This is a genomic window from Dehalococcoidia bacterium, from assembly GCA_025054935.1.
Lineage (GTDB): Bacteria > Chloroflexota > Dehalococcoidia > SpSt-223 > SpSt-223 > JANWZD01.
Genome location: JANWZD010000004.1, coordinates 199,115 through 223,119, shown reverse-complemented (window position 1 = coordinate 223,119; position 24,005 = coordinate 199,115). Strand labels below are relative to the sequence as shown.

30 protein-coding genes are annotated in these 24,005 nt (G+C 66.9%); 6 read left to right on the top strand and 24 right to left on the bottom strand.

Going from position 1 to position 24,005, the window contains the following annotated elements; all coding sequences use genetic code 11:
- The 11 genes from NZ773_07340 to NZ773_07290 form a co-directional block, all read right to left on the bottom strand.
- Nucleotides 1-305 (bottom strand): DNA recombination/repair protein RecA (locus NZ773_07340; GenBank protein ID MCS6801739.1); only part of this gene is annotated, 305 nt, incomplete at its 3' end.
- Between the two features lie 193 nt (nucleotides 306-498).
- A complete protein-coding gene (locus NZ773_07335) occupies nucleotides 499-1,275 on the bottom strand; it encodes a PDZ domain-containing protein (GenBank protein MCS6801738.1) in 777 nt (258 codons plus the stop codon).
- Between the two features lie 64 nt (nucleotides 1,276-1,339).
- Nucleotides 1,340-1,849, bottom strand: coding sequence for a hypothetical protein (locus tag NZ773_07330; GenBank protein MCS6801737.1), 510 nt, complete (start codon nucleotides 1,847-1,849; stop codon nucleotides 1,340-1,342).
- Between the two features lie 9 nt (nucleotides 1,850-1,858).
- Nucleotides 1,859-2,041 carry a hypothetical protein gene (locus tag NZ773_07325; GenBank protein MCS6801736.1) on the bottom strand — a complete coding sequence of 61 codons (183 nt, stop codon included), beginning with the start codon at nucleotides 2,039-2,041 and terminating at the stop codon, nucleotides 1,859-1,861.
- A 27-nt stretch (nucleotides 2,042-2,068) separates the two neighbouring features.
- The gene (locus NZ773_07320) at nucleotides 2,069-3,325 is read right to left on the bottom strand and encodes an ABC transporter permease (protein MCS6801735.1); all 1,257 of its coding nucleotides are present in this window, start codon (nucleotides 3,323-3,325) and stop codon (nucleotides 2,069-2,071) included.
- Nucleotides 3,322-4,020, bottom strand: coding sequence for an ABC transporter ATP-binding protein (locus NZ773_07315; GenBank protein MCS6801734.1), 699 nt, complete (start codon nucleotides 4,018-4,020; stop codon nucleotides 3,322-3,324). Before NZ773_07315 ends, NZ773_07320 begins: the two co-directional genes overlap by 4 nt.
- Before the next feature lie 78 nt (nucleotides 4,021-4,098).
- Entirely contained in the window at nucleotides 4,099-4,998 is a 900-nt protein-coding gene (locus tag NZ773_07310) for a hypothetical protein (GenBank protein MCS6801733.1), read from the bottom strand.
- Nucleotides 4,999-5,002: 4 nt separating this feature from the next.
- Nucleotides 5,003-5,500 carry a zf-HC2 domain-containing protein gene (locus NZ773_07305; GenBank protein MCS6801732.1) on the bottom strand — a complete coding sequence of 166 codons (498 nt, stop codon included), beginning with the start codon at nucleotides 5,498-5,500 and terminating at the stop codon, nucleotides 5,003-5,005.
- A 4-nt stretch (nucleotides 5,501-5,504) separates the two neighbouring features.
- Nucleotides 5,505-6,047, bottom strand: coding sequence for a sigma-70 family RNA polymerase sigma factor (locus tag NZ773_07300; protein MCS6801731.1), 543 nt, complete (start codon nucleotides 6,045-6,047; stop codon nucleotides 5,505-5,507).
- A gap of 74 nt (nucleotides 6,048-6,121) precedes the next feature.
- Nucleotides 6,122-7,144: a tRNA preQ1(34) S-adenosylmethionine ribosyltransferase-isomerase QueA gene (gene queA, locus NZ773_07295; GenBank protein MCS6801730.1), complete on the bottom strand. Its 1,023-nt coding sequence runs from the start codon at nucleotides 7,142-7,144 to the stop codon at nucleotides 6,122-6,124.
- Entirely contained in the window at nucleotides 7,134-7,364 is a 231-nt protein-coding gene (locus NZ773_07290; GenBank protein MCS6801729.1) for a DUF2905 domain-containing protein, read from the bottom strand. Before NZ773_07290 ends, queA begins: the two co-directional genes overlap by 11 nt.
- 258 nt (nucleotides 7,365-7,622) lie before the next feature.
- On the opposite strand from NZ773_07290, the gene NZ773_07285 reads away from it, so the two are divergent.
- From NZ773_07285 to NZ773_07275, 3 genes are read left to right on the top strand one after another with little or no spacing between them, the layout of a single operon-like run.
- Entirely contained in the window at nucleotides 7,623-8,489 is an 867-nt protein-coding gene (locus NZ773_07285; GenBank protein MCS6801728.1) for a methylenetetrahydrofolate reductase, read from the top strand.
- A gap of 29 nt (nucleotides 8,490-8,518) precedes the next feature.
- Complete coding sequence (locus NZ773_07280; protein MCS6801727.1) at nucleotides 8,519-8,959, top strand: hypothetical protein; 441 nt, start codon at nucleotides 8,519-8,521, stop codon at nucleotides 8,957-8,959.
- A gap of 10 nt (nucleotides 8,960-8,969) precedes the next feature.
- Entirely contained in the window at nucleotides 8,970-9,599 is a 630-nt protein-coding gene (locus tag NZ773_07275; GenBank protein MCS6801726.1) for an MBL fold metallo-hydrolase, read from the top strand.
- Here NZ773_07275 and NZ773_07270 read toward each other — a convergent pair.
- Both NZ773_07270 and NZ773_07265 read right to left on the bottom strand, forming a co-directional pair.
- Nucleotides 9,574-11,208 (bottom strand): NAD(P)H-hydrate dehydratase, encoded by a 1,635-nt coding sequence (locus tag NZ773_07270; protein MCS6801725.1) that lies wholly within the window; start codon nucleotides 11,206-11,208, stop codon nucleotides 9,574-9,576. The two genes, NZ773_07275 and NZ773_07270, sit on opposite strands and share 26 nt — an antisense overlap.
- The gene (locus NZ773_07265; protein ID MCS6801724.1) at nucleotides 11,180-11,539 is read right to left on the bottom strand and encodes a holo-ACP synthase; all 360 of its coding nucleotides are present in this window, start codon (nucleotides 11,537-11,539) and stop codon (nucleotides 11,180-11,182) included. The genes NZ773_07270 and NZ773_07265 overlap by 29 nt, the downstream gene beginning before the upstream one ends.
- A gap of 92 nt (nucleotides 11,540-11,631) precedes the next feature.
- Between NZ773_07265 and NZ773_07260 the strand changes: the two genes are divergently transcribed.
- Together NZ773_07260 and NZ773_07255 are read left to right on the top strand one after the other, a co-directional pair.
- Nucleotides 11,632-12,255: a cyclodeaminase/cyclohydrolase family protein gene (locus NZ773_07260; protein MCS6801723.1), complete on the top strand. Its 624-nt coding sequence runs from the start codon at nucleotides 11,632-11,634 to the stop codon at nucleotides 12,253-12,255.
- Between the two features lie 2 nt (nucleotides 12,256-12,257).
- Nucleotides 12,258-13,133, top strand: a complete 876-nt coding sequence (locus NZ773_07255; protein ID MCS6801722.1) for a bifunctional 5,10-methylenetetrahydrofolate dehydrogenase/5,10-methenyltetrahydrofolate cyclohydrolase — start codon at nucleotides 12,258-12,260, stop codon at nucleotides 13,131-13,133.
- Here NZ773_07255 and NZ773_07250 read toward each other — a convergent pair.
- From NZ773_07250 to tatB, 11 genes are all read right to left on the bottom strand, one after another.
- On the bottom strand, nucleotides 13,130-13,600 hold the full coding sequence (locus NZ773_07250; GenBank protein MCS6801721.1) for a hypothetical protein: 471 nt from the start codon (nucleotides 13,598-13,600) through the stop codon (nucleotides 13,130-13,132). The genes NZ773_07255 and NZ773_07250 overlap by 4 nt on opposite strands.
- 33 nt (nucleotides 13,601-13,633) lie before the next feature.
- Complete coding sequence (locus tag NZ773_07245; GenBank protein MCS6801720.1) at nucleotides 13,634-15,364, bottom strand: NAD+ synthase; 1,731 nt, start codon at nucleotides 15,362-15,364, stop codon at nucleotides 13,634-13,636.
- On the bottom strand, nucleotides 15,364-15,747 hold the full coding sequence (locus tag NZ773_07240; protein MCS6801719.1) for a rhodanese-like domain-containing protein: 384 nt from the start codon (nucleotides 15,745-15,747) through the stop codon (nucleotides 15,364-15,366). Before NZ773_07240 ends, NZ773_07245 begins: the two co-directional genes overlap by 1 nt.
- An 80-nt stretch (nucleotides 15,748-15,827) precedes the next feature.
- The gene (gene gmk, locus NZ773_07235; GenBank protein MCS6801718.1) at nucleotides 15,828-16,505 is read right to left on the bottom strand and encodes a guanylate kinase; all 678 of its coding nucleotides are present in this window, start codon (nucleotides 16,503-16,505) and stop codon (nucleotides 15,828-15,830) included.
- Nucleotides 16,502-17,497 (bottom strand): prephenate dehydrogenase/arogenate dehydrogenase family protein, encoded by a 996-nt coding sequence (locus NZ773_07230; GenBank protein MCS6801717.1) that lies wholly within the window; start codon nucleotides 17,495-17,497, stop codon nucleotides 16,502-16,504. The genes gmk and NZ773_07230 overlap by 4 nt, the downstream gene beginning before the upstream one ends.
- Nucleotides 17,498-17,505: 8 nt before the next feature.
- A complete protein-coding gene (locus NZ773_07225; GenBank protein ID MCS6801716.1) occupies nucleotides 17,506-18,006 on the bottom strand; it encodes an HD domain-containing protein in 501 nt (166 codons plus the stop codon).
- A complete protein-coding gene (locus NZ773_07220) occupies nucleotides 18,003-18,692 on the bottom strand; it encodes a site-2 protease family protein (GenBank protein MCS6801715.1) in 690 nt (229 codons plus the stop codon). Before NZ773_07220 ends, NZ773_07225 begins: the two co-directional genes overlap by 4 nt.
- A 34-nt stretch (nucleotides 18,693-18,726) precedes the next feature.
- Nucleotides 18,727-20,463, bottom strand: a complete 1,737-nt coding sequence (locus NZ773_07215) for a hypothetical protein (GenBank protein MCS6801714.1) — start codon at nucleotides 20,461-20,463, stop codon at nucleotides 18,727-18,729.
- Nucleotides 20,453-20,821: a response regulator gene (locus NZ773_07210; GenBank protein ID MCS6801713.1), complete on the bottom strand. Its 369-nt coding sequence runs from the start codon at nucleotides 20,819-20,821 to the stop codon at nucleotides 20,453-20,455. Before NZ773_07210 ends, NZ773_07215 begins: the two co-directional genes overlap by 11 nt.
- Before the next feature lie 85 nt (nucleotides 20,822-20,906).
- On the bottom strand, nucleotides 20,907-21,458 hold the full coding sequence (locus NZ773_07205; protein MCS6801712.1) for a DUF192 domain-containing protein: 552 nt from the start codon (nucleotides 21,456-21,458) through the stop codon (nucleotides 20,907-20,909).
- Nucleotides 21,455-21,946, bottom strand: coding sequence for a Sec-independent protein translocase protein TatB (gene tatB / locus NZ773_07200; protein MCS6801711.1), 492 nt, complete (start codon nucleotides 21,944-21,946; stop codon nucleotides 21,455-21,457). The genes NZ773_07205 and tatB overlap by 4 nt, the downstream gene beginning before the upstream one ends.
- Nucleotides 21,947-22,043: 97 nt before the next feature.
- Between tatB and NZ773_07195 the strand changes: the two genes are divergently transcribed.
- Nucleotides 22,044-23,903, top strand: coding sequence for a DUF2079 domain-containing protein (locus NZ773_07195; GenBank protein ID MCS6801710.1), 1,860 nt, complete (start codon nucleotides 22,044-22,046; stop codon nucleotides 23,901-23,903).
- Nucleotides 23,904-24,005 lie beyond the last annotated feature (102 nt).

Genomic DNA, 24,005 nt, shown 5'->3' with positions numbered 1-24,005 from the left:
GCATGCTCGGCGTCGATGTAGGCGGCGGTGCCGCCCCGCTTCTGGGCTTGGGCGACGATGGTGGCGGCGAGGGTGGTCTTGCCGCTGCTCTCGGGTCCGAAGATTTCGATGATGCGCCCGCGGGGGACGCCGCCGACCCCCAAGGCGAGGTCGAGGGAGAGGATGCCGGTGGGGATGACCTCGGCGCCGACAGGACGCATCTCCCCAAGGCGCATGATGGCGCCTTCGCCGTACGCCTTCCTAATCTGCCTCAGCGCCTCCTCCAGCGCGCGCTCCCGGTCTGAGGTCTTTTCCTGCACGACCATCGCTGCCCCCCTCTTCTTTCTCGTCGAATTGTATCGCTTCGACGTTCGGCGGAACCGGCCGCTGGCCGACGCTCCACTCGCGGGGGCATGCTGCAGCGGCGCCGGAACGCCAATAGCGCCCGGCCCCAGCGACACAATGCCCCACCCGCGCTTTGCGGGTGGGGCGACGCAGCAACAGGGATGGAGAGACGGTCTAGCGCGTGGCGCCCGGCGCCGGGCCTTTCGGGCCGCGAAGCCCGCCCCGCGCGCCTACGGCATGGATGCTCAGCGCGAGGTCCGGCGCCGACTGATTAGCGGTAACGACGACCTGCGTGCCGGTCTGCAGCTCTGCGAGCGTGCCGCGCAGGCGGGTGTTGGCGTCGACGCGGAAGGTCTGGCTGCCGCCGCCGTTCTTCTCGATCGTCACCCGGTTGTTCGCCGCATCGACGCTGGTCACCCGGCCCATCGTCGTTACGATGGTCTGGGTGCGTCCTTGTTCGTCGACATAGGCGAAGCTGCCGCCGCGGAAGTTGTCAAACGGGAGGTTGATTCGCGGCCCAAACGGCAGCCCGAACAGCCCGCCTCCCCGCGCGCCCCGGGCCGGCACGGTGCCGAGCGTTACAGTCACGGTTTGAGTGGCATTGTTGCGGTTAAGAACGATCTGCACCTGAGCGTTCGGCTGCAGCGGATTGAGGATATTCTGCACTTGGGCGATCGTCGTCACGTTCTGGCCGTTGATGCTGACAATACGGTCATTCGCTTGGATGCCTGCGCGCGCTGCCGGGCTGTCTGGCACGACCGACCGGACAGTGACTTGGTTGTTGCTCTCATTCAGCACCACGCCCAACCAGCCGCGGGTTTGCTGCTGCTGGGCGCCAGGGGTCTGGGTTGGCGGGGTTTGGGCGGCAACGACCCCCGTCCCGACCACGAGCCCTATCACCAAGGCGCCGGCGGCCGCTAGACTGCCAAGCGCAACGACGTGCTTTTTCACCTTCTTCCCTCCAGTGGTGCGTTCACCTGTGATACTGCGCAGAGGGCTAGGAGGTTTCACCACTTTAGTTGCCGCCCACAATCTGGATCGCGACCGCTGCCAGCGACCCGTCCGGCGTCTGTCGTGCTGTCACCAGCACCCGTTCTCCTGCCTTCACGTCAGCCAGTGAAGCCGGTACGCTCCGCTGCACCGTCGTCCCCTCTCCAACGGTCACCGTCGTCTGCCCCTGCGGGGTCGTGAGGACAATCTGGTTGCCCTCAATCCGGGTGACCGCTCCCGTCAGCGCGCGGTTCGCTCCTTGCGCAGCATCGCCGCTCACCGGCTGACGAGCGGCGCCGACTCCTTGCTGCGCCCCCGTGCCGGGCGCAGCCTGACCGCCGGCAGGAAAGCCGGGCTGCCGCTGCGCCGCCGCGCTGCTCTCGGTCGGCGAGTCGGCTTGGGAAGCGGGCGCCACCGACCCCACTACCGGCGTCGGCGCCCCTCGGTTCGCGCTCGTCGCGTAGGCCGCTGCGCCCCCCGCCCCGACCCCGACGATCAGCGTGCAGACCAGCAGCGGAAAAAAGCCGATGCGCATGATCGCTCCTCACGGTTGATAGTGGTCATAGAAGAAGGTGTCGTAGAGCGCCTTGCCCATCGCGCAGACGAGCGCCGTCACGGCGAGGGGAACTTGCAACCGCGCCAGCAGCTCTGGCCACGGCACGATGAGGAGCAGCCCGGCAATCACGCCAGCGAGAAGCAGCCGGATGAAAAGCCGCCGCAGGCGCATCGCGCCTCCCCAGCGCCGTGCTCTCGATCATTCGTAGCGAAGCGCGTCGATCGGATTGAGCGCCGCCGCGCGAGATGCCGGATAGATCCCGAAGAACAGCCCAATCGCGACCGAGACGCTAAACGCCAACAGGATAGCATCTGGCGTTACGAGGGCGACTAACCGCTGCGTCCCGAGGTTCAGGTTCTCCAGCAGCCGCCCGATCCCCATCCCGAGCACGATCCCAACGAGGCCTCCCACCCCTGAGACGACAACCGCCTCCACAAGGAACTGGGCGAGGATATCTCGGCGTTTTGCTCCCACCGCCTTACGGATGCCGATCTCGCGTGTCCGCTCCGTCACCGAGACCAGCATGATGTTCATAATGCCGATCCCGCCGACCAGCAGCGAAATCCCGGCTACACTGCCGAGGAAGATCGTGAGGACATCGGTCACCTGCCGCGCCGTCGACAGCATATCCTCTTGGCTCTGGATGGTGAAATCATCCTCGACGACGCGGTGACGCTGACGCAAGATCTCGCCGATAGTAGCAACCGTCGGCGCGATATTCCGCGGGTCATCAATCGCGACATTGATCAAATTGACCGTCTGCTGACCGCGGGTGGTGCGGTTGGCGAAGACGCGAGCATACATCGTTGTGATCGGGATGATCACTTGATCATCCTGATTGCCAAGCGGGGTCGATCCTTTCGGCTCCAGCACCCCAATCACCCGAAAGTTGGTGGTGGTCCTGCCCTGAAGGGCGATGCGCACCGTCTGATCGATCGGCGACTCAGCGCCAAACAGGTTCGTTGCCACATTCGCCCCGAGCACCACGACGGAGGACCGCGCCTCAACATGACTCTTCGTGATGAACTCACCAAGCGCAGGACGCGCGTTGCGCACAAACTCATAGTCCGGCGTCGTGCCTACGACTCGCGTCGCCCAGTTGCGTCCCGGCGTCACGATCTGCGCTGGCTGGCTCAGCTCAGGCGCGACCCCCACGACATGCGGCAGGATGCCCGGCTCGGCAAGCGCCTGCGCATCCTCGTAGGTGAGGGTTTGCTGGGTGCCGGCGCCGAAGACAATCCGACCATCGCGCGCCGCGCCAGGACGAATAAAGACCAGATTGCTCCCCAGCCCTTGGATCTGCGCCGTCACCGTGGCTTGGACGCCTTTCCCGATCGACATCAGCGCGATCACCGCGGCCACGCCGATGATGATGCCGAGCATCGTCAGCGCAGCGCGCAGCTTGTTGGCCGCCAGCGCCGCGAAGGCGATTCGAACGCTCTCAACTAGGTTCATCCCGCTCGCTCCACCGCCGGTGTCAGACTGGCCAGCACCTCTCGGGCATCAATCGGATGGTAGACCGGCTCATCGCTGCCGATGAGGCCATCGCGAATCGTGAGGATCCGCCGCGTATGCTTCGCGATATCCGGCTCATGGGTGACGAAGATGATGGTGATCCCGCGCTCGCGGTTGAGCGCCTGAAAGATCGCCATGATCTCTTCGCTCGTCTTGGTGTCGAGGTTCCCCGTCGGCTCGTCCGCGAGGATAATGCTTGGCTCCGTGACCAGCGCCCGGGCGATGGCGATGCGCTGCTGCTGCCCGCCCGAGAGTTCCGTCGGCTTGTGGCGCCAGCGGTCGGCGAGCCCGACCGCTTCGAGCGCCGCGAACGCGCGCTGCCGGCGATTCTCGTAGCGACCGTAGAGCAGCGGGAGTTCCACCTGCGCGATCGCCGGGGTGCGCGCGAGAAGATTGAAGGTCTGAAAGACGAAGCCGATTTTGGCGTTCCGGATCTCGGCCAGCTCGTCATCCGTCAGGTCGGCAATCTCGACGCCATCGAGCTGATAGCTCCCCGAGGTTGGCTGGTCGAGGCAGCCGAGGATGTTCATCAGTGTCGACTTGCCGGAGCCTGACGGCCCCATGATCGCCATCAGTTCGCCGCGGTAGACATCGAAGCTGACGCCCCGCAGCGCCTGCACCGTGTATTCCCCCATCCTGTAGGTCTTGACCAAGTCGCGCACGCGGATGACGGGTCGCTCGTCGCTCACGTTACCCCCTTTGGCGGCCACCCATCATAGCGCCCGCTCAAGATCAGCCGCGAAGGGATTGTGCGCGCCAAAGCGCGAGATGAGGACGGCGCCGAGACCGAGCGCTCCGATGCCGAGCGCAACAAGCCACCCAGCAAGAGGCGCCGCCGCCAACGGCACGAGCAGCAGCATACCGACAACAAAGTCAGTCAGGATGCGCCGCTGCCGCACGCGCGCCCACGCCAGCAGCTGTCCCCCCAGCGAAACTGCTACCGCCGCCACGCCGAGAATGGTCGCCACGCTGAGCGCAATGACCAGCGCCGCCGCGAGCGGAAGGCCAGTTACGATGAGAACAAGCAGCACGGCAAGCGCAGCTGCGCCAACATAGGCGACAAGCCCGATCGCGAGCAGTCGCGCCAAGCGCGCTGCCCCTCCGCTGACGATGCCGCTAAGCCGGGCGACCCGCTCCGGAGCAAGAAGCAGAACGACAGACCCTGCGCCGACCATCGCAACGACTGTGGCCAGATAGAGCGCCGCCCCATCCAGCCCTGCACGCGGCAGCGCGAGCGGGCGAACGACCGTCTGGGGCGACTGCGGCGGCGCGCCGGGGGCACGCGCGCTCTCCGGCGGCCGGCGCGGAAACTGCCACCCCGTGCGACCGTCCGGGGAGAAGACGATCCCGCGCACTCCGCCCTGCTCGACGCGACCCCGCTCCTCGCGGCTGAGCGGCATGCCGGCAACCGGGGTCCCCCCGGGGCTCGAAGCCGGCGGCGGCGTCGGCTCGGGGAGACTGACGACCACGCCGATGAGGTCGCGTCCTGACAATCCGAAGGGGGCATCGACCGTCGCCAGCCATCCCGCTCCGCCATTGAGCGCGGCAATCAGCAGCGTAATCAGCCCTAGCCGTCGCCACCGGACGCCGTAGGCTCGCCGCTCTTCGCGCACGGCCCTACCCCTCGCTCACGCGGACCAGTCGGCTGAGGAGCACGACCGAAGCGGCAACGGCGACGCTCAGCCCCATCACCACAACCCGGTCGAGCTCTCCCGCCACGGCAAGCGGCTCTGTGACCGCGCCGGCGAAGTCGAGCCAGAGCGGGTCAGCGACCACACTCGACTCCGCGAGGCTATCGGCAGGGGCGATCGTCATCGCCATGCCGACGACGATGAGAATGGCAGCGACAAGGGCTACGGCGAAACGGAGCGGAAGACGGCGGCGTTCTTCGCGCTCGATCGCCGCCATAATCCGCGGCGTCAAGTTGACTGAAGGAGGAGGCGCCGCTTGGAGGAATGCCTCTCTGAGCCAGCGCATCCGTTCCCAATACCTGAGGCAGGAACGGCATGTCAGCAGCCGTTCCTCGACGCGAGCGCGCTCTTCAGCGCTCGCCTCGCCGTCGGCGACGGCGGCGATTGCGAGCGGGTCGTGGCCGCAAGCGAGTCTTGGCTCCATTGTCTCAGCCCCGCACCGGCGCGAGGCGCTGCTGAAGCCGCTCTCGCGCCCGGAATAACCACGTCTTCACGGTGCCTAGCGGAACCCCGAGCGTCTCGGCGATATCTTCGTAGGCGAGATCGTGGAGGTGACGGAGCACGATCGCCGCGCGATAGTTCGGCGGCAGCTCGGCGATCGCCTCCGTCAACAGCTCGCGGAGCTCCTGCTGCTCAACCCGCCGTTCCGGCGATAGGTCGGTCGCACGCAGATGTTCGTCGAGCCCCTCTTCGGGCCGCTGCGCCTTCCCTTTCCAGTAGTTCAAGCACAAATTCGCCGCGATCTTATACAGCCACGGCGAGAAGCGTGCATCCAGCCGGAACGTCTTCAGCCCACGGTAAGCGCGGATAAACGTCTCTTGCGCCAAATCAGCGGCATCGTCGCTGTTCCCGGTCATGCGGTAGCAGAGCGCGAATATTCGCCCCTGGTACCGCTCCACCAGTACCGCAAAGGCCTCCGGGTCGCGAAGCGCGCGCCCCACCCAATATTCGTCGGTTCCTTCTCGATCCACGGTCGCGCCCACGTGTGTCTGTTGTTTCTCGATGTTCTATCGCCTCGCCGCCGATTTGGTTTCACCCCGGCGCGCTAGAGAATGAGCATCGCGTCGCCAAAGCTGTAAAAACGATATCCCGCTGCAACCGCGTGGCGATAGGCAGCGAGGACGCGGTCCCGCCCCGCGAATGCCGCCACCAGCATCAGCAGCGTCGAGCGCGGCAGATGAAAGTTCGTCATCAGCGCGTCCACCGCCCGAAAGCGGTATCCCGGCAAGATATAGAGCTGGGTCTCACCGGCGCTCGCCCGGATCACTCCCCGCTCATCGGCAACCGTCTCGAGCGTGCGCACGCTTGTCGTGCCGACGGCAACGATGCGCCCTCCGCTCTGCCGAGCGGCATTCAGCATCGCCGCCGTTTCAGGGGTGACGCGATACCACTCGCTATGAAGCTTGTGCTCTCGAGGGTCGTCTTCCGTCACCGGCCGAAACGTGTCCAGCCCGATGTGGAGCGTGATTGTCGCGACCGCAATCCCGCGCGCGCGCAGCCGCTCTAGGAGCTGCGGGGTGAAGTGCAGCCCCGCGGTTGGCGCGGCGGCGCTGCCGCTCTCACGAGCGAAGATCGTCTGGTAGCGCTCAGGGTCAGCAAGCGGAGTGGTGATATAGGGCGGGAGCGGCGTGTGACCGGCAGCGATCGCTGCCGCCTCATCGTCAAACTGGACGATGTGCACCCCCGCTTCGCCTTTGGCAGCAATGGTCGCCCGCGCCCCGCCTTCGAGCAGGATCGTCTCGCCAACACCGATCCGACGCGCGGGCCGCGCCAACGCCTCCCAGCGACCATCCGCCCGCTTGCGCAGCAGCAGCAGTTCAACGCGACCGCCAGAAGGCCGCCGCCCAAAGAGGCGTGCTGGGAACACGCGCGTGTCGTTGACGACAAGACAGTCGCCCGGCCGCAGCAGATCCGGCAGGTCGGCGACAGTGCGGTCTTCACGCGCCTCGGTCGCTCGGTCGAGCACGAGAAGGCGCGCGCTGTCTCGCGGCTCAGCGGGGGTCTGCGCGATCCGCTCGGGAGGCAGCTCGTAATCGAAATCGGCGAGGCGGAGCGTTTCAGGGTCCACGGTTCAACAATCGCGCGAACACATTCAGGATCAGCGTCAGCAGCAGACTGACAAGGATCATTGTCGCAAGGGGGACAACGCAGGTAAACCCCTCACGTTCAATGATGATATCTCCCGGCAACCGGCCCACCCCGGGCAGCCGACCGATCGCCATCAACACGAGCCCGAGGAGCAGCAGCCCACCCCCGAGCACGGCCAGCATTCGGCCCAGTTCGTGCACTCCTGCCTCCACGCGCAGTCTGCTCCACCTCGCGACGGTTTCGCCGAGGGGGCGTCTGCCTGCCGCGCCCCCCGCGCCGTCATCCACACGCCGGCACCCCGGTCAGCCAGGCGCTCGGCGCGCGCCGTGCGCCGAACCGGGCGTTCATAGCAAGTGTCCACGAGGCGGAGCGCGCCGATCAATGCCAAGAGGCGCCTCGCCCTGCGCTAAGCGCGCGAGCGCGATAGCATACGCCTACCCATCGCGATGAGGTGACCCATGAGCATTGCTGCTGCGCTGGCAACGCGGACCCCCGACGCGCCGCCGATCGTGATCGCCGATTTTTCGCCGCCGCGCAGCGCCGAGCTTGCCGACCTTCGCGGCGGCGACGAGATCGCCCCCGACTATTTCTGTGTGGCCTATGCGCCCGGACGCGCCGTGCGCCCCGACCCGATCGCGGTCGCGGCGGCGCTGCGAGCCCGCACAGGCCGGCCCTCAGTTGTCAACATCGCGACGCGGGATGCCAACGTCCTCGCGCTTTCAAACGCGCTGCTCGGAGCCTACCTGCTTGGCGTCCGCGATGTGATCGTGCTCGCGGGCGACGACTTCAGCGAACGAGACGCTGCGCTCGTTCGGCCGGTGCGTCACCTCACTCCCTCTCAGCTCATCCGTCTCATCCGCCAACTGAACGCCGGCCGAGACTTTCGAGGCGCCGCCTTGCGCCGACCCACCGCTTTCTCCGTCGGGGCGACGATCGACCTCGGCCGTGGCATCGAGCGTGAAGCCCGTCTCACCCGCCGCAAGGTAGAAGCAGGCGCGATGTTCCTGATCACCCAGCCTCTCTATGACGTCGAACCGTGGCTCGCATTTCTCGATGCCTACCATGCCGGCGGTGCCCCTGCGCTCCCGCCCGTGCTTCTCGGCCTTGACATCCCGGTCGCTGGCGGCGTCACGTTTTCGACGATCCCCGCGTGGGTCCAGCGCGATCTCGAAGCAGGGCGCTCTGGCGCCGACATCGCGCTCGACGTCGCCAGCCGCTTCCGCGCGCTCAACCTCCCGGGCTTTTACGTTGTTCCGCCTATCCTGAAGGGGGGCGCTCGCGATTATGCGAGTGCGGCGCCCGTCATCGAAGCGCTTCGCCGCTGAACCGGGTTCTTGCCGCTACGATTCCGTCGATGACGCGCTTCGGCACGTTCTACCGCGCAGCGATCAACCTCGGGCTGCTCGGGCTTCTGCTGGCAGCGATCGCGCTGTTCGTCTTTCCGGCAGTCCGCGGCGTCCTCACGCTTGGGCAGCGGCCAAGCTGGGAAAGCGACCAGCGCGCGATTCAGGCGGCTGTCGACGCCTACATCCAGAACCCGACCGACCCGGCACGGCGGCTCCCTACCTTCAGCGGTGCGCCGCTCCCTCGAGGCGGTGTGCCGCCGCTTGAACAGCGCGGCGCGCCCTACATCGACTTCCGGCTGCTCATCGGGCCGCCGCCGTTCCTGAACGAGCCTCCCCGCTCTGCCGGCTGGCTGAATGCCTCCGGGATCTACACCGGCACCTACAATTGGTTTATCGACGCCGACGGGAAGGTCAACTCGCTGCCCGAGCGGAGCGACGTCTACCCCTGAGAGGAGCACTGTGCAGATCCGCCGCGCCGTCGTTGGGGTGTTCCAAGAGAACTGCTATATCGTCTCAGACGACGAGGGAGAAACGTTCCTTATCGACCCCGGCGACGAGGAAGATCGTCTCCTCGCCGTGATCGAGCAGCACCAGCTTCGGGTCCGGCTGATTGCAAACACGCACAGCCACGCCGACCATATTCTGGCCATCGCGCCGATCATGCGCGCTACCGGCTGCGAGTTTGTGATGACCGCAGAAGAGGACGCCTTTCTGCGCAGCCGCCCTCCAACCTCGAACGCGTTCATCACGGTGCGCGAACTCCCGCCACCGCCAACGCGCACTGTCGCTGACGGCGATCTCATTGCCGTCGGCGCGTTCCGGCTGCGGGTGCTGTTCACTCCGGGACACACCCCCGGCGGAGCATGCTACTACGACGAGGCGAACAAGGTGGTCTACACTGGCGACACCCTCTTCCAGTCAAGCATCGGCCGCACCGACTTTCCGGGCGGCAACACTGCCCAGCTGCTGACCAGCATCCGCGACAAGCTGCTCACCCTGCCCGACGACGTTACCATCTTGCCCGGCCACGGCGACCCATCGACAATCGGCCGGGAGCGGCGGTTCAATCCTTTCCTGCGCGGACTGTGAGCGCAGCGGGAAGTGCCCTCTTTGCGGAAGCGCCCGCGCGCCGCCCGGGGCGCAGCTCGCGGCGAGCGAGGGGGATTTCGCGCAGGAGGTCGCTTGCCAGCAGCCCCGCATCGCCGTTCCGCCCGCTCCAGCGGGCGGCAGCGCGGCTGTGGAGATAGACGCCAAGCATCGCCGCGTCGAACGGCCGACAGCCTTGGGCGAGCAGACCGCCGATGATGCCCGTGAGGATATCGCCGGTGCCGCCGGAGCCAAGTGCCGGGTTCGCCTCTCCCTGAAAGCGCGCTTCTCCCTCTGGGTTAGCGACGATAGTATGGGCACCTTTCAAGACAACGACCGCGCCGCCGCGGCTGAGCGCCGCAGCGCTTCCAAGACGGTCGGCTTCGACCGCGGGAACATTCGATCGCAGAAGGCGCGCCGCTTCGCCGGGATGCGGCGTCATGACGCAGTGTGCGCGCAGCAGCGCCGGCCAGTTATCCTGCCCTGCGACCGCATTGAGCGCGTCGGCATCGACGACGGTCGGCAAGGTGACTGCCGCAAGCAGGCGCGCGACAAAGCGGTCGGTCGCCACAGCGCGCCCGAGCCCTGGTCCCAGCGCGAGAGCATCGTAGCGCTCCCGTTCCAAGGCAGCGATCACCTCTTCAGCGGCGCGGTCGCCAAGCGCCCCGTCTCCGTCCTCTGGAAGGGGAAGGTAGGTCGTCTCGAGGATGCGCCCCCCAACCCGCTCGTAGGTCGAGCGACCGGTCGCGAGGGTCACGAGCCCAACGCCGACCCGCAGCGCCGCGCTGACAGTGAGGAGCGGGGCGCCGAGATAGCGCGCCGACCCCGCGATGACAAGCAGTTTCCCAAACGTTCCCTTATGGCCGTCGATGGGACGAGCTGGCAAGAGGGAGCGAGCGAGGTCGGCGGTGAGGACACGCCGCCGGACGCCCCTGAATGCCTCAGGAGGAATGCCGATGTCGGCAACCTGAAGATCGCCGACAGCCCGAAGCCCGGGCGGCAAGAACATTCCGACCTTCGGCGCGGCGAACGTGACAGTCAGGTCGGCAGCGGGGGTCAGGGGGTCGACCGCGCCCGTGTCGCTGTTTACCCCCGAAGGCAGGTCGACGGCGATCAGGAACGAGCCCGGAGGGCGGCTGCCGATGGCGCGAGCGGCCTCCGCGACGAGCCCCGCCAGCGGGCGCGTCACGCCGGTCCCCAGCAGCGCATCGACGATAACAGCTGCCCGCTCAAGCGAGCGGTGCAGGTCGTCAAGCGCGCCCGGCTGATCAAGCGCAAGAAGCCGCAGCGGCGCTTCGCGGGCAGCGCGCAGCGGTTCGTCTGGGTCGATTCGGCGCGGCACGGAGGCGACAGTCACCGGATAGCCGGCGCGCGCGAGCCGAACAGCTGCGACCAGCCCGTCTCCGCCATTGTTGCCCGGACCGACGAGAACGACCACCTCGCCGCGGCGGGAGGCACATGCCGCCCGAACCGCCTCGGCTACTGCCTGCCCCGCTCGATCCATCAGGATCGCCGTCGAGATGCCCCGCTCGACGGCCCACTGCTCGGCGGCGCGCATCTCCTCGGCAGTGACGACAAACACGCTAATGCCCGACGACAACAGCGACCGCAAGCGCGCGCTCATGGGCGAGACTGAGTGCAAGCTGGGAGACGCCGATCGCTGCCGCCCGCGCTGCCGCCGCGCCGTGCAGCCGCAGCGACGGTCTTCCGCGCTCGTCGCTCATCACTTCGATATCGCGCCATCTGATGGCGCCGATCCCGCAGCCAAGTGCCTTGGCGGCCGCTTCTTTCGCCGCGAAACGCGCCGCGAGAGAAGCCGGCTTTCCCCCCGCCGCCTCGAGTTCCGCCGGCGTAAAGACCCGCCGCAGGAAGCGGTCGCCGTGGCGCGCAATCGTCGCCGCGATCCGGTCGACCGCGATGAGGTCAACGCCGGCCGTGACCATGGTTCGTTTCACCTCACGCAGCGAGGTCTAGGCACGGAGGCCAGTATAGCACCGCGCGCGTGCTAAGATGGCCGCGCTCAGAGGAGGAACGTGTGCTCGCAGACCAGCCCATCCGTCAGTTTCTCGAAGCGCTCGCCAGCGACTCCCCCACGCCCGGCGGCGGGGGAGCGGCGGCGCTCTGCGGCGCCCTCGGCGCTGCGCTCGTGGCGATGACCGCCAATCTGACCGTCGGACGGAAGAACTACCAAGACGTCGACGCCGAGATGCGCGCCCTCGCGGCGCGCGCAGACGCGCTTCGGGAGCAGCTGACAGCGCTGATCGACGCGGACGCAGCCGCGTTTGACCAGGTCTCGGCAGCCTACAAACTGCCTCGCGCCACCGACGAGGAGAAGCAGCATCGAAGCGACGCGATCCAGCGCGCGCTCAAAGCAGCGAGCGACCCGCCGCTGCGGATGGTCGAAGCAGCGCGCCAGGTGCTCGAATTGAGCGTGCCCGCCGCCCAGCGGGGCAACAGCAATGTCGTCTCCGATGCTGCCGTCGCCGCCTACTTAGCGCTGGCCGCAATGCAGAGCGCGCGTCTGAATGTCGAGATCAACCTTCGCTCGATCAAGGACGAGCTATTCGTCCGCTCGAGCCGAGAGCGGCTGGCGGCAGCATTTGCAGGAGCGGCGGATCTTGTCGCCACAGCGGAACGAGCGTTCGAGGAGCGGAGATAACGATGCCAGCCGAACTGCTTGACGGACGCGCGACTGCCGCGCGCTATCTTACCGAGGTGAAAGCCGAAGCGGCGCGTTTTGCCGCCGAGCAGGGGCGCAAGGCCCGTCTCGCGGTCGTTCTCGTCGGCGAGGACCCCGCCTCGCAGATGTACGTTCGCCGGATCGTCCGCGGCTTCGGCGACGCCGGGCTTGCCGCCGACGCGGTCACGCTTCCTCAAGATGCTGATGCCGCCAGCGTGATCGCCCGTATCCGCGCCCTGAACGACGATCCTCACGTCGATGGCATCCTGCTCCAGCTTCCCCTGCCACAGGGGCTTCCCACCGACGCCATCGTCTCGGCGATCGACCCTGAGAAAGATGTCGATGGGGTGACGCCAACGCAAGCCGGACGCCTGCTGCTCGGCCAGCCTGCTCTCGTCCCCAACACTCCCGCCGGCGGCATGGCGCTGCTTGAGGCGTACAACATCCCGGTCAGCGGGGCAGAGGCGGTGGTGGTCGGACGGAGCGCCATTGTCGGCAAGCCGCTTGCGCTCTTACTCCTCGCGGCCAATGCGACAGTGACGGTGTGCCATACCCGAACGCGCGACCTCGGCGCCGTTACCCGCCGCGCCGATATTCTCTGCGTCGCTGCGGGACGGGCAGGATTGATCGACGGGTCGATGATCAAACCGGGCGCGGTCGTTCTCGACTTCGGGGTCAACAGCACCGAGAGCGGGGTCGTCGGCGATGTCGAGGCGGAGTCCGCCCGCCAGGTTGCGGGCTATCTCACTCCTGTGCCCGGCGGCACCGGCCCGATGACGAACGTCATGCTGATGCGCAACACGCTGCGCGCGGCCCGCGCCCGCCAGAGGGAGCAGCCGCGCGCCCCGCTTCCCTAGCGCCCGGTCTGGATCTGGAGCAGGCCGCCGGGACCGATCTTCGCCAGTTCGGCGCGGGCGGCATTGTCAGGCTCGAGCAGGGCATTGAGCGCCGCCAGCACCTGGTCGAGGTTCGCCCCCCTCGCCCGGACCGCCCCGGCGAGCGTTTCGCCGCCATCCACCGCGCAGCTCTGACAGCCGCCAATGTGGAAGCTGGCGAGCACTGCCGGCGCCTCGGGATGGATGTCGGCCAGTTCGTCAATCCGCAGGTCGGGCGTGAAGCGGAGCGTCCCGCCAGTGCGGACCGCAACCCGCAGGCGGCGGAGCTCGGTCCGAAGGCGTTCCACTTCCTCGCTCAGGTCATCGATCTGGTCGGTCGCCCGCCGGCGGACATACTCTATCTCCTTTTCGAGACGGGTCGTCCGTCGAAATGCCCAGAGAGCGGCGACCCCGACAGCGGCGATCATGATCAGTTCGATCCAGTTCATCTTCTCCTCCCGACGACGACGATCCTGCTTCGGTCACGCGCCCTGAAAGCCGTTCACAATCGGCAGGCGCCGGTCTCGGCCGAACGCCCGCTGCGTGATCTTGACTCCAGGCGGCGCCTGCCGGCGCTTATACTCGCTCCGATCAACGAGGCGGACGACGCGGCTGACTGTCGCCGGGTCGTGCCCAAGCGCCACGATCTCCTCAGGCGAGCGATCCTGTTCCACATACAGCTCGAGGATCGGGTCGAGCACGTCATACGGCGGCAGGCTGTCTTCATCTTTCTGATTGGGACGCAGCTCCGCCGAAGGCGCTTTGGTGAACACTCGCTCTGGGATGACCGGGCTGCGCGCATTGCGCCGCCGAGCGAGGCGGTAGACGAGGGTCTTCGGCACGTCCTTGATCACGGCGAAGCCGCCAGCCATGTCGCCATAGAGCGTCGAGTAGCCGGTCGCCATCTCGCTCTTGTTGCCCGTCGTCAGGACGAGCGTGTTGAACTTGTTCGAGAGCGCCATCAGCACGTTGCCCCGGATCCGGGCTTGGAGATTTTCCTCGGCAACCCCGAACGGCGTTCCGCGGAAGCAGGGGTCGAGGAGATCGAGCATCGCCTGAAACGGGCCGTCGATCGGGAGGGTGATCAGCGTGATCCCAAGCGCTTCCGCGAGCGCGCGAGCGTCGACCATGCTCGCTTCGGAGGAGAAGCGGGACGGCATCGACACCCCAATGACGTTCTCCGGGCCGAGCGCGTCGACCGCAATCGCCGCGACAAGCGACGAATCGATGCCGCCGGACAAGCCGATGTGCACCCTCGAGAAGCCGTTTTTTCGGACGTAGTCGCGGGTTGCGAGGACGAGCGCGGCATAGACCTCGTCGATGTCGTCGGCGCGCGGAGCGATGCGCCCAGCGCGCGGCCCCGGCGGCGACGAGAGGGGGTCGGCTGTGACGAGAATATGCTCGATCTTGTCCGCAAGGTCAGCAAAAAGGCCGACGCTTTGGCGAGCGCGCGGATCGTGCAGCCGCGCAAGGAAGATGGCGTCGACATCGAGATCGACCAGCAAGAGGTCTTCCTCGAAGGCAGGACTGCGAGCGAGCAGGCTCGCCGATTGATCAAACACCAAGCTGCCCCCATCGAAGACCAGTTCGTCTTGTCCGCCGACGGCGTTGCAGTAGGCAACCGCGACGCCGCAGTCCCACGCCCGGGTTGCCAACATCTTCTCGCGGAACCGCCACTTGCCGATGTGATAGGGCGAGGCATTGATATTGACGATCACCTCCGCGCCGCCGAACGCCTGAACGGTCGTCGGGCCGACCGGATACCAGATATCCTCGCAGATGTTGACCCCTACCTTGACGCCGTGGATGTGATAGACGGGGTAGCGGTCGCCGGCGCGGAAGTAGCGGAACTCGTCGAAAACCCCGTAGTTCGGCAGGTAGTGCTTGCGATAGCTATCGACGATGCGGCCGTTATGGATGATGGCGGCAGCGTTATAGCTGTCGCCCGCCGCGTCGACAACGCCAACGATCGCGACAATGCCGACTGTCGAGCGAGCGATCTCTTCGAGAGCATCGCGGGCAGCGGCGAGAAAAGCGGGCTTGAGCAGCAGGTCCTCCGGCGGGTAGCCTGTCAGCGCCAGCTCGGGGAAGGCGACAAGATGCGCTCCCGCTGCCTGCGCCTCCGCAATCGCGGCGCGGATCTTCGCGGCGTTGCCGTCAAGGTCGCCGACTGTCGTGTTCAGTTGGGCAAGCGCAATGCGAAAGAGACGCATCAGGCGGAAGACGTTTCTACCGGCAACCCGGCGGCGAGCCAAGCCTGCATGCCGCCCGCAAGGTTGTAAACCCCAGTTCGGCCCGCGGCGGCGGCCAGCGCGGCCGCAGTGGCGCTGCGCCCTCCCATCTCACAGACAAAGACGAGCACCTCGCTCTCTGGAAGCAGCGAGAGATCGCGGCGAAGCTGCGCTATCGGGATCAACCGCGCCCCCGGAATGCGGTAGGTCTCATATTCGACCTGGCTTCGGACGTCGATAATCAGCGCGCCCTGCGCTTGCAACGCTTGAGCCTCGGCCGGGCCGATATCCTGCACTGGCGGCGTGCGGGGCGACGCAGCGGCGGGTGAGGAGCGCGTGCGTCGCAACCAATCGAACAGGCCCATGATCGCTTCTCGCCCTCCTGTCCAAATTGTAGAAGTATCAGCGCCGGCCCGAGCAGGGCGAGGGACGCGCTCGCCTCCGGTCAGCTGGTCGTCGCGACGAGGCGGAAGGCGCGAAGCTCATCGAGCGGACGGCCAGGCTGAACGCGATGGCGCTCCGCAATCAGGATCGCGCGTATCTCCTCGGCGGCAGCTTCTGGCGCGCCATCGCGGCTGATGATCACATAGTGGAATGCGTCGATCAGTTGGAGCTCGCGCTCGGCGGTGGCGAGCCGCCGTCGGATCGTCTCCTCGTCGTCACGTCCCCGCTGGCGCAGGCGCGCCTCCTGAGCAGCGAGGCTCGGCGCAGCGAGAAAGATGAGCACCGCGCTCGGGATGCGGCTTTTGATGGTCAGCGCGCCCTGCACATCGATCCGCAGGAGGACATCGCGCCCAGCGCTCAGCGCCTCTTCAATCGGCTTGCGCGGCACGCCGTAGTCGTACCCGTAGACGTTGGCGTGCTCGATCAAGGCGTCTTCCGCAAGAAGCCGTTGGTACTCCTGGGGGTCTTCGATGAACCAGTAGTCGACCCCGTGCTGCTCGTGCGCTGCGCGCGGGCGGGTGGTATAGGTGACGACGCGGACAAAATCATGCCCCGTGCGGGCGAGACAGGCGAGGATCGTGTCCTTGCCAACGCCTGAAGGCCCCGAGAGAACCGCAAGCACAGGCGAGCGGCCGACGTTCGTGAGCACGGCATCGACGTCGGGACGCCGTTGGCTCACGATCGCCTCCTCTCCCCCTGCCGCAGATACTCCGTCAAGCGGCTGAAGCGGTCGCCCATCAGCATCTGGCCAAGCGAGATCTTCTGGATCGTCTCCTCGCCTTCGGCATCCTTCTTCCCATATGCCCAGCGGTCGCGTTCCATTTGGACGCGCACAAACTCTTTCGCAAGCGCCTCCGCCCCGGCATGGCCCTGCGCAATCAGGCTCCGGTAGTGCTGGAGCTCCTCGATATAGCGGTCGATCCAGCCCAGCAGCGGCCCCCGATTGGTCAGGCAGATGTCGACATTCATCTGTGGCTCGCCGGAAGCGAGGCGCGAGGTGTCGCGATACCCGCTCGACGCCAGCTTTTTCATCTCGCGCCACGCCGGGTCGGCAGTGGTGGCGCTGACCAGCGCCGACGCGAGGATGATCGGCAGATGGCTGATCCCCGCGACAAGACCGTCATGCTCGTGCGGGTCGACAAAGTAGGGCTTTGCTCCCATCACCTCGACAAACGCGGCCACCACATCGACGCGGCTCTGCTCTGCATTCCGCCCCGGGCAGAGACACCAGACCGCGTCTTTGAAAAGGTCCGCCTCGGCATTCTCGACGCCAGGGAGCTCCTTCCCTGCCATCGGATGCCCGCCGACAAAGGTAACGTAGTCCGGAAGCAGCTCATCCGCCCACTGCACGACCTCCGCCTTAGTCGAGGCGGTGTCGGTGACCGTCGCGCCGTTGGCAAGTGTATCCGCGATCTGCTCCATGACAGTGCGCACGGCGAGCACCGGCGTGGCAATGATCACCATAGCGGCGCGGTCGACAGCGGCGAGCAGGTTCCACTCGATCTTGTCAATGGCGCCCACGCGCTTCGCCTTCGAGGCGTTTTCCGGCAGGCGGTCGTGCCCCACGATCTCGATACTGAGGGACTTGTCTCGCTTCCGGGCAGCCGCCAGCCCCAGTCCGATCGACCCTCCGATCAATCCAAGGCCGATGATCGCGATCTTATCTGCCACAATGCCCCCTAGCTCGCTTCATCCGCTTCGCGCAACAGCTGAAGATCCCGATCGCGCACATCCCGCCGTTGATGGTTTGCAATCAGCCAAACCACCCGTTCAGATCCGCCTGCCGCCTGAACGAGGGCTGCGCCGATTGCCGGATGATGGGCTAAGCGGTAGAGAGCGCGCCACCCGCGTCGCCCGTCTCCCGCCAGCCGGCGGACAAGCCACGGCCCGACACGCGAAGCGAGCACATAGGCCGTCCGCTCGAGCGGCGACACTCGCCCTTTGCCGATATCATGGAGCAGCGCCGCCGCCAGCACCTCAGGAGTATCGCAGCCTCTCGCCCGCAGCCGCCGGTAGACGGCGAGATGATGGCGGCGCGCGGCAGCATCCATCGACCGGAAGAGCGCCGCGAGCGGCGGCGGGAGGGCGGCGACGGCGCTGGCATCGTCCACCTTACCCCAGCCGCCAAGCGTATAGGCAGCGAATTGTCGTGTCCGGTAGACTGCGCGGCCGAGCGTCATATCCCAACCAACGCCCGCGTCGTCCCAGTGATCACTGGTCCGATCGTGCTGCCGAAGACATCGATCCGGAAGACATACCCAAGCGCAAAAAGCCCGAACAGGATGAACATCCCGTATGGTTCAAGGCGCAGCAGCGTGTCCGAGAGGTCGCGCGGCGTCACGGCGACAGCGATACGGAAGCCGTCGAGCGGCGCAAGCGGCAGCAGATTGAAGACGCAAAGCAGGACATTCAGGTAGACATTCGTCATACAGAGAAATTCGATGATCCCCTCGATATCGCCATAGGAGGCGGGCACCCCTCCCGACAGCCCGATCAGACCGAGCCGGATCGGCACCGCGAACAGAAAGGCGAGAACGAGGTTCATCGCCGGGCCAGCAGCGGCGACGAGAGCGCTCCCGACCCGCGGACCGTAGCGCAGGCGATACGGATTGAATGGCACCGGCTTTGCCCAGCCAAAGCCGGCGAGCAGGATCAAGATGAGCCCGATCGGGTCGAGGTGGGCGAGGGGGTTGAGCGTCAGCCGCCCATAATTTCTCGCCGTCGGGTCGCCCAATGAGGACGCGACCGTCGCATGCGCCAGTTCGTGAAGCGTGAACGCGAGGATGAGGCCGCCAAAGTAGGCAAGGAGCACTACCGGCAGCATTTCGGGCCGGCGAGCGAGAAGATCGAGAATGAAGAAAATCACGCTGCAATCATACTCGGTCCTAGCGGGTCTCTCGCTACTCGATCTGGTAGCGTCCGATGACAAGGCGCCGTTCCGCGAGCGACAGCGTCTGCTCCGGCCGCAGACGCCGCCCCGCTGCCGTCGCGGGCGGAGGATTGAGCGGGGCCGCGAGCTCATTCGAGGTGACAACAGTGAGCGCAGTCAGACCGCGTTCCGCCACGCGGTCGGCTAGTTCGGCGACGTCCGCCGGCGCAGGAACAACAAAGATCGGCCGCCGCTCGATCTCCGCCGGGATCACTTGGGGAAACCACCAGAGGTCGGTGACGACGGGGTCCGGCGGCAGCGCAGCCATCAGACGCGCCACGCGCGCATACTGCTCATGGATGACAACCAGATTGCGCACGCCCGCTGCCTGCGCCGCCGCGCTCGCGACGAGAAGCACCGCCGCCGCCGCCAGCCCCGCCGTCCGCAGCCGCGACGCGGGCTGCTCCAGCCATTCCTCCAGCGCGAGGATCGCGCAGCCGATCAGCAGCGGATAGGCCAGCAGGAGATAGCGCGGTCCGTGCTGCGCTCCGCCGGGTGAGGGCGCAGTGAGAAGCGCAAACAGCAGCGCTGCCAGCGCCGCGAGCCCGAAGAAGCGGTATGCCGCGCCGCGCCTGCCGGCGGGGAGGCGGCCGAGCGCAAACAGTCCAACGAGGATGACTGGAGACGAGGCAACGAGATCGAGAGGAGCAAGACGCAGCGCAAGAGAGAGCAGCGCGAGCGCGCCGGCGCTCGCGCTGCCGACAACAATCAGCCAGCTCCCCCACGCTTTTCGCCGCGCCGCGCCGATCACGCCGCCAGCGAGGGCGAGCGCAGCGGCTGCCCAAAGCGCTGCCGGGCCTTGGGGAACGAGTGTCCCTGGAATGGTGGCAAGCCATTGCCGGAGAAAGTGGCCGGCCACGAAAGAGAGCGTTGCCCCCCGAAGGACAAGCGGCGAGTCGACGGCGACGTGCGCTCCTTCCGCCCGCCCATAGAGAAGCTGCTGGACAATCAGCAGCGGGACCAGAGCGGCCGCGCACCCCGCAAGTGCGGCCCCGAGAAGCGGCCAGCCGCGTCGGAAGAGGACGAGCGCAGCAAGCCCGACCGCGGGAATGAAGACATACAGCTCGGGGCGAAACCACAGCCCGCTCCCCATCGCTGCCCCCGCGAGCGCGGCGAGCGCGGCTGCCCGGCGCGGGGACCCAGTCCAGCGGAACTGGGCCGCGAGCAGCGCGGCCGCACCGACCGTCGCGAGCGCGGCCGCCGTCTCGTGCTCCCAGAGCGCGTTGGCGTAGAAAAGAAGCGGCGACAAGAGCGTCAGCGCCGGCGCAGCCGCCCAGCTGAGGCGGCTGCCTGCGGCGCGGAGCGCCCACCAGAGCGCCCCCGCCGTCAGCGCCAACGAGAGCGCCGCCGGCCACGCCGCGCTCCGCTTTCCCGCCAGCGCCTCCGCGGCCGCAACGATCACCGCATAGGCGGGCGAAAACTTCGGGTAGTAGCCGTCAGCTTGCCAAGAGAAATACTGCGGCGCCAGCGGGTTCCAGCGGTTTTCCGGGTCAACCGCTTGGCCGAGATAGGGCACGGCGAAACTGCCCCGTTCCCGGAGCGCCCGCACCTGCAGCGCGCGGATACCCGTATCTCCTGACCACGTTCCTTCTGGCGAGAGCAGGAACGCGGAAAATCCCATCAGGCCGGCAGTGAGAAGAACGAGAAAGCCGAGCGTGACGCGGCCGCTCTGCCGGTTAAGGAAGGTGAGCAGGGGCTCACGAGCCAAGCAGTTCTCGGATCTTGCGCAGCAGGTCGAGCGGGCTGAACGGCTTGGTGAAATAGTCATCTGCGCCAAGACCAAGCCCGCGCAGCCGGTCGACTTCGCGCCCATGCGCCGTCAGCATCACGACAATCGTGTCTTTTGTCGCCGGGTCTTGCTTGATCTGCTCGACAACCTCAAAGCCGTTCCGTCGAGGCATCCCAACATCGAGGAGGACGAGGTCAGGATGTTCGCGCCGGACGATCTCAAGCGCCTCTTCGCCGTCGGCCGCCTCGAGCAGGCGATACTCCTCGTTCTCGATCGTGGTCCGGACAAGCAGCCGGATCAGATCCTCATCATCGACTAGCAGGATCGTTTTGCTCACCGGCCCTCCGTGCCCTGCCACGGGCGCTTCTCAGCGCTCCGGCCTGTGGGAGCATGATAGCATGCTTGCTTGGAGATGCGATCAGTTAGCGGGGGATCGCCACCCCGGCCGGGAAGGTGATCGTCACTGGCGTCCCGACGGTGATCTTGTTGGCTGCCGCCCAGCCCGCGTTCACCTCGAGCACATAGTTGGCGTCGGCGGTCGGCGTGTAGATCGGCAGGTCAACCTCGCTCTGGTTCGGAGCAGGCACAGGCCGGTCGGGCTTGATATCAACGACGCGGTCGGTATCGATCCAGATCATATCGATGGAGAAGAGCATGCCGCGCATCCAGAAGGGATGCCGGCCTTTGACAGCATAGACGAACAGCATCCCTTCATCCGGCTCAATCCGCTCAACGCCCGACAGCCCACGCATCCGCTCCTCGGGGGAGATGGCGAGCCGCGCCCACACCGCTGCCTCCCCGACCTGGACCAGCGCGTACGGCTCGTGGCGGCCGGCCAGCCACGCTGGCGGGCGCGGCGGCGAAGGAGAAGCAGGGCCAGAATTGAGCGTTGCGGGCAGCACAATCGCGCCGCCAATCACCACCACGATCACGACGACGAGCAAACCGCCAATGAGCCTAAGCCGCCAGGTCATGAGACTCGCTGCGCTGACGGGTCTGCAACGGGCTCCGCAGGTTGGCCCGCGCCGTTCAGGGGAGCGGCGAGCGGCCCGGCAGCGGGAGCGGTCTCGCCGTTAGCACTCAGCGGGACAGCCGAGCCATGCCACGAGTCGCCGGAGTGCCTGTCGGGCGCTGCCGTGAGGTCAGCAGTTGGCGCGTGGAGATCGTCGACAGGAGCGGGCTCTGCCGCCGCAGCCGGCGGAGGCGACGGTTCGGGGGGCGGCGGGGAATACGGGGGTGGGGGAGGAAGCGGCGGCTGGTAGGTGTAGGGCGCGGCTCTCGCCTCGTCGAGGTTCAGCTCCCGAACAAACTCCCGCGTGACCTCGTCGCTCATGCGCCGGAGCGTTCGGACCCAGCGCCCGACCTGCCCCATAAATTCAGGGAGCCGATTGGGGCCAAACACGAGCAGCGCCACGATGAAGATGACGATAAGCTCGAGCGGCCCGACATCAAAGATGCCCATCTCGTCCTTTCTCAGGAACAGGGAAAGGATAGTTCATGCGTTCCCCGCGCTCAAGGAGCGGTGGATCCGGCCAGCGCGCCACGCTATCCTGCCCCGCGTGCCGGCGCCGCTCGCCTTGCCTGCCCCTGCTCGCCTCCCTGGCGACCGGTGGAGCGTTCTGCGGGGCACCCTCGTTCTTCTTTACTTCGCGCTCTTCAGCCTCCTCTCGATCCAGACGTGGGCCGCCTACACCCGCTACGACGCTGACCTCGCCATCAACGACCAGCTCGTCTGGACAGCGTCTCGTTTCCGTCCTTTCCAGAGCACGCTGATCGGGCATACGTCCGTCTCGCTCGGCGACCATTTCGCCTTCTTCCAGCTCTACCTCGCCCCTCTTTACTGGATCTGGCCTGACCCCCGCACCCTGCTGCTCGCGCAGAGCGCGGGGCTCGCCCTCGCTGCGCTGCCGGTCGGCTGGACAGCCGACCAGCGGCTGAACAGCCGGCCGCTCGGGACCGCCGTTGTCGCCGCCTTCCTGCTCTATCCGCCGCTGCACTTTCTCAATCTGTTCGAATACCACGAGGTTGCCTGGGCAGTCCCCACGCTTGCGCTGTTCTTCTGGGCGCTCACTGCCCAGAAGATGCGGCTCGCTTGGCTGTTCTTTGGGCTCAGCCTCACTGTGAAAGAGGAGATGGCGATCGTCGGCGCCGCCATCGGCCTGTATGTCGCGGTCATTGCGCGGCAGTGGAGGACCGGCCTAGCAATGACGGCCCTCTCGGTGCTGTGGGGCATACTCGCGATGGGCATCATCATGCCCCGACTGACCGCCGCAGGGAGCGAGTTTTACTACGTCCGCCGCTACAGCCACTACGGCGACTCGCTTGGCGCAATCGCGCTTGCGCTTGCGACGCAGCCGTGGCTGATGCTGGCCGACCTCATCGGACCGGGCCGGCCGACGTACTATCTCCAGCTCCTGCTGCCTCTCGCGGGGCTCCCGCTCCTTGCCCCTGCCGCGTTCGCCCTCGCGCTCCCCACGCTCGGCTATCTCGCCCTCGGCAACAGCCCGGCGCAATACAGCATCCTCTACCACTATCAAGCGCCGCTTATCCCGCTGCTGCTTTTTGCCACGATCGCCGGGATGGCGCGCCTCGTGCGCTGGGGCGTCCCCCGTGCGGCGGTGGCGGCGCTCCTCCTCGGCGCGGCAGCCGGGGCCTATCTCCTGCTCAGCCCCGCGCCGTTGGGACGCGCCTTCGAGCCGGAACGCTACCATGGCGGCGAGCATGCTGCCATTCTCGACCGGTTCGTCGCCGCCGTACCGCCCGACACGCCGGTCTCCGCCGCACGCAATGTCGTCTCACGCTTCAGCCGACGCGAGCGGGTGTACAACTTCCCGACCATCGCCGATGCCGAGATCGTCTTGCTCGACTATCGGGGCTATGTCTGCTGCGGCTTCTGGGAAGATGACGACCACGCGCTCCGCCGCTTTGTCGCCGACCCCGCCTTCTGGCTGGTGGACGCAGCGGATGGGGTCTGGCTGTTTCAGCGGGGAACGCCGCGGCCGCCGACCATTCAGCACCCTGCCGCAGTCGACATCGGCGGCCAGATCCGTCTCAGCGGGCATGACCTCACTCCGCTGGGCAATCGTCGCTACGAACTGACGCTCTGGTGGCAGGCGCTCCGCCCGCCTGACGACCGCTACACTGTTTTCGTCCATGTGCTCGACGCCGACGGCCGCCGTGTCTGGCAGCACGACAGTGAGCCGCTCGACGGGCTGTTCCCCACAACCGACTTCCCGCCGGGGCGCTTTCTTCCCGATCGGCGCCGGCTCGATCTCGGCGGGCTTCCGGCCGGGGAGTACCGGGTCTACATCGGAATGTACGTGTGGGGCGGCGGCGACCGCCTTCCCATTCCAGTCACCGCGGGAACAGAATTTCCAGACGCCTATCTCCTCACCCGGATCGCGCTTCCCCCGGCATGACCGTCCGTCGGCGCGAGCGGACAGGAGCCCGGCCTCGGCAAACGCCGCCCCGATGACGCAAACTTCCGGAAACGCCGCGGTACCCGCGCGAGGAGAGTGTCG

Bases quoted from the DNA above. Each gene is read 5' to 3' on its own strand.
- NZ773_07330 (MCS6801737.1), bottom strand. From the start codon at position 1,849: ATGCGCATCGGCTTTTTTCCGCTGCTGGTCTGCACGCTGATCGTCGGG.
- NZ773_07325 (MCS6801736.1), bottom strand. From the start codon at position 2,041: ATGCGCCTGCGGCGGCTTTTCATCCGGCTGCTTCTCGCTGGCGTGATT.
- NZ773_07320 (MCS6801735.1), bottom strand. From the start codon at position 3,325: ATGAACCTAGTTGAGAGCGTTCGAATCGCCTTCGCGGCGCTGGCGGCC.
- NZ773_07315 (MCS6801734.1), bottom strand. From the start codon at position 4,020: ATGGGGGAATACACGGTGCAGGCGCTGCGGGGCGTCAGCTTCGATGTC.
- NZ773_07305 (MCS6801732.1), bottom strand. From the start codon at position 5,500: ATGGAGCCAAGACTCGCTTGCGGCCACGACCCGCTCGCAATCGCCGCC.
- NZ773_07285 (MCS6801728.1), top strand. From the start codon at position 7,623: ATGAGCATTGCTGCTGCGCTGGCAACGCGGACCCCCGACGCGCCGCCG.
- NZ773_07280 (MCS6801727.1), top strand. From the start codon at position 8,519: ATGACGCGCTTCGGCACGTTCTACCGCGCAGCGATCAACCTCGGGCTG.
- NZ773_07265 (MCS6801724.1), bottom strand. From the start codon at position 11,539: ATGGTCACGGCCGGCGTTGACCTCATCGCGGTCGACCGGATCGCGGCG.
- NZ773_07255 (MCS6801722.1), top strand. From the start codon at position 12,258: ATGCCAGCCGAACTGCTTGACGGACGCGCGACTGCCGCGCGCTATCTT.
- NZ773_07250 (MCS6801721.1), bottom strand. From the start codon at position 13,600: ATGAACTGGATCGAACTGATCATGATCGCCGCTGTCGGGGTCGCCGCT.
- NZ773_07245 (MCS6801720.1), bottom strand. From the start codon at position 15,364: ATGCGTCTCTTTCGCATTGCGCTTGCCCAACTGAACACGACAGTCGGC.
- NZ773_07240 (MCS6801719.1), bottom strand. From the start codon at position 15,747: ATGGGCCTGTTCGATTGGTTGCGACGCACGCGCTCCTCACCCGCCGCT.
- NZ773_07225 (MCS6801716.1), bottom strand. From the start codon at position 18,006: ATGACGCTCGGCCGCGCAGTCTACCGGACACGACAATTCGCTGCCTAT.
- NZ773_07205 (MCS6801712.1), bottom strand. From the start codon at position 21,458: ATGACCTGGCGGCTTAGGCTCATTGGCGGTTTGCTCGTCGTCGTGATC.
- tatB (MCS6801711.1), bottom strand. From the start codon at position 21,946: ATGGGCATCTTTGATGTCGGGCCGCTCGAGCTTATCGTCATCTTCATC.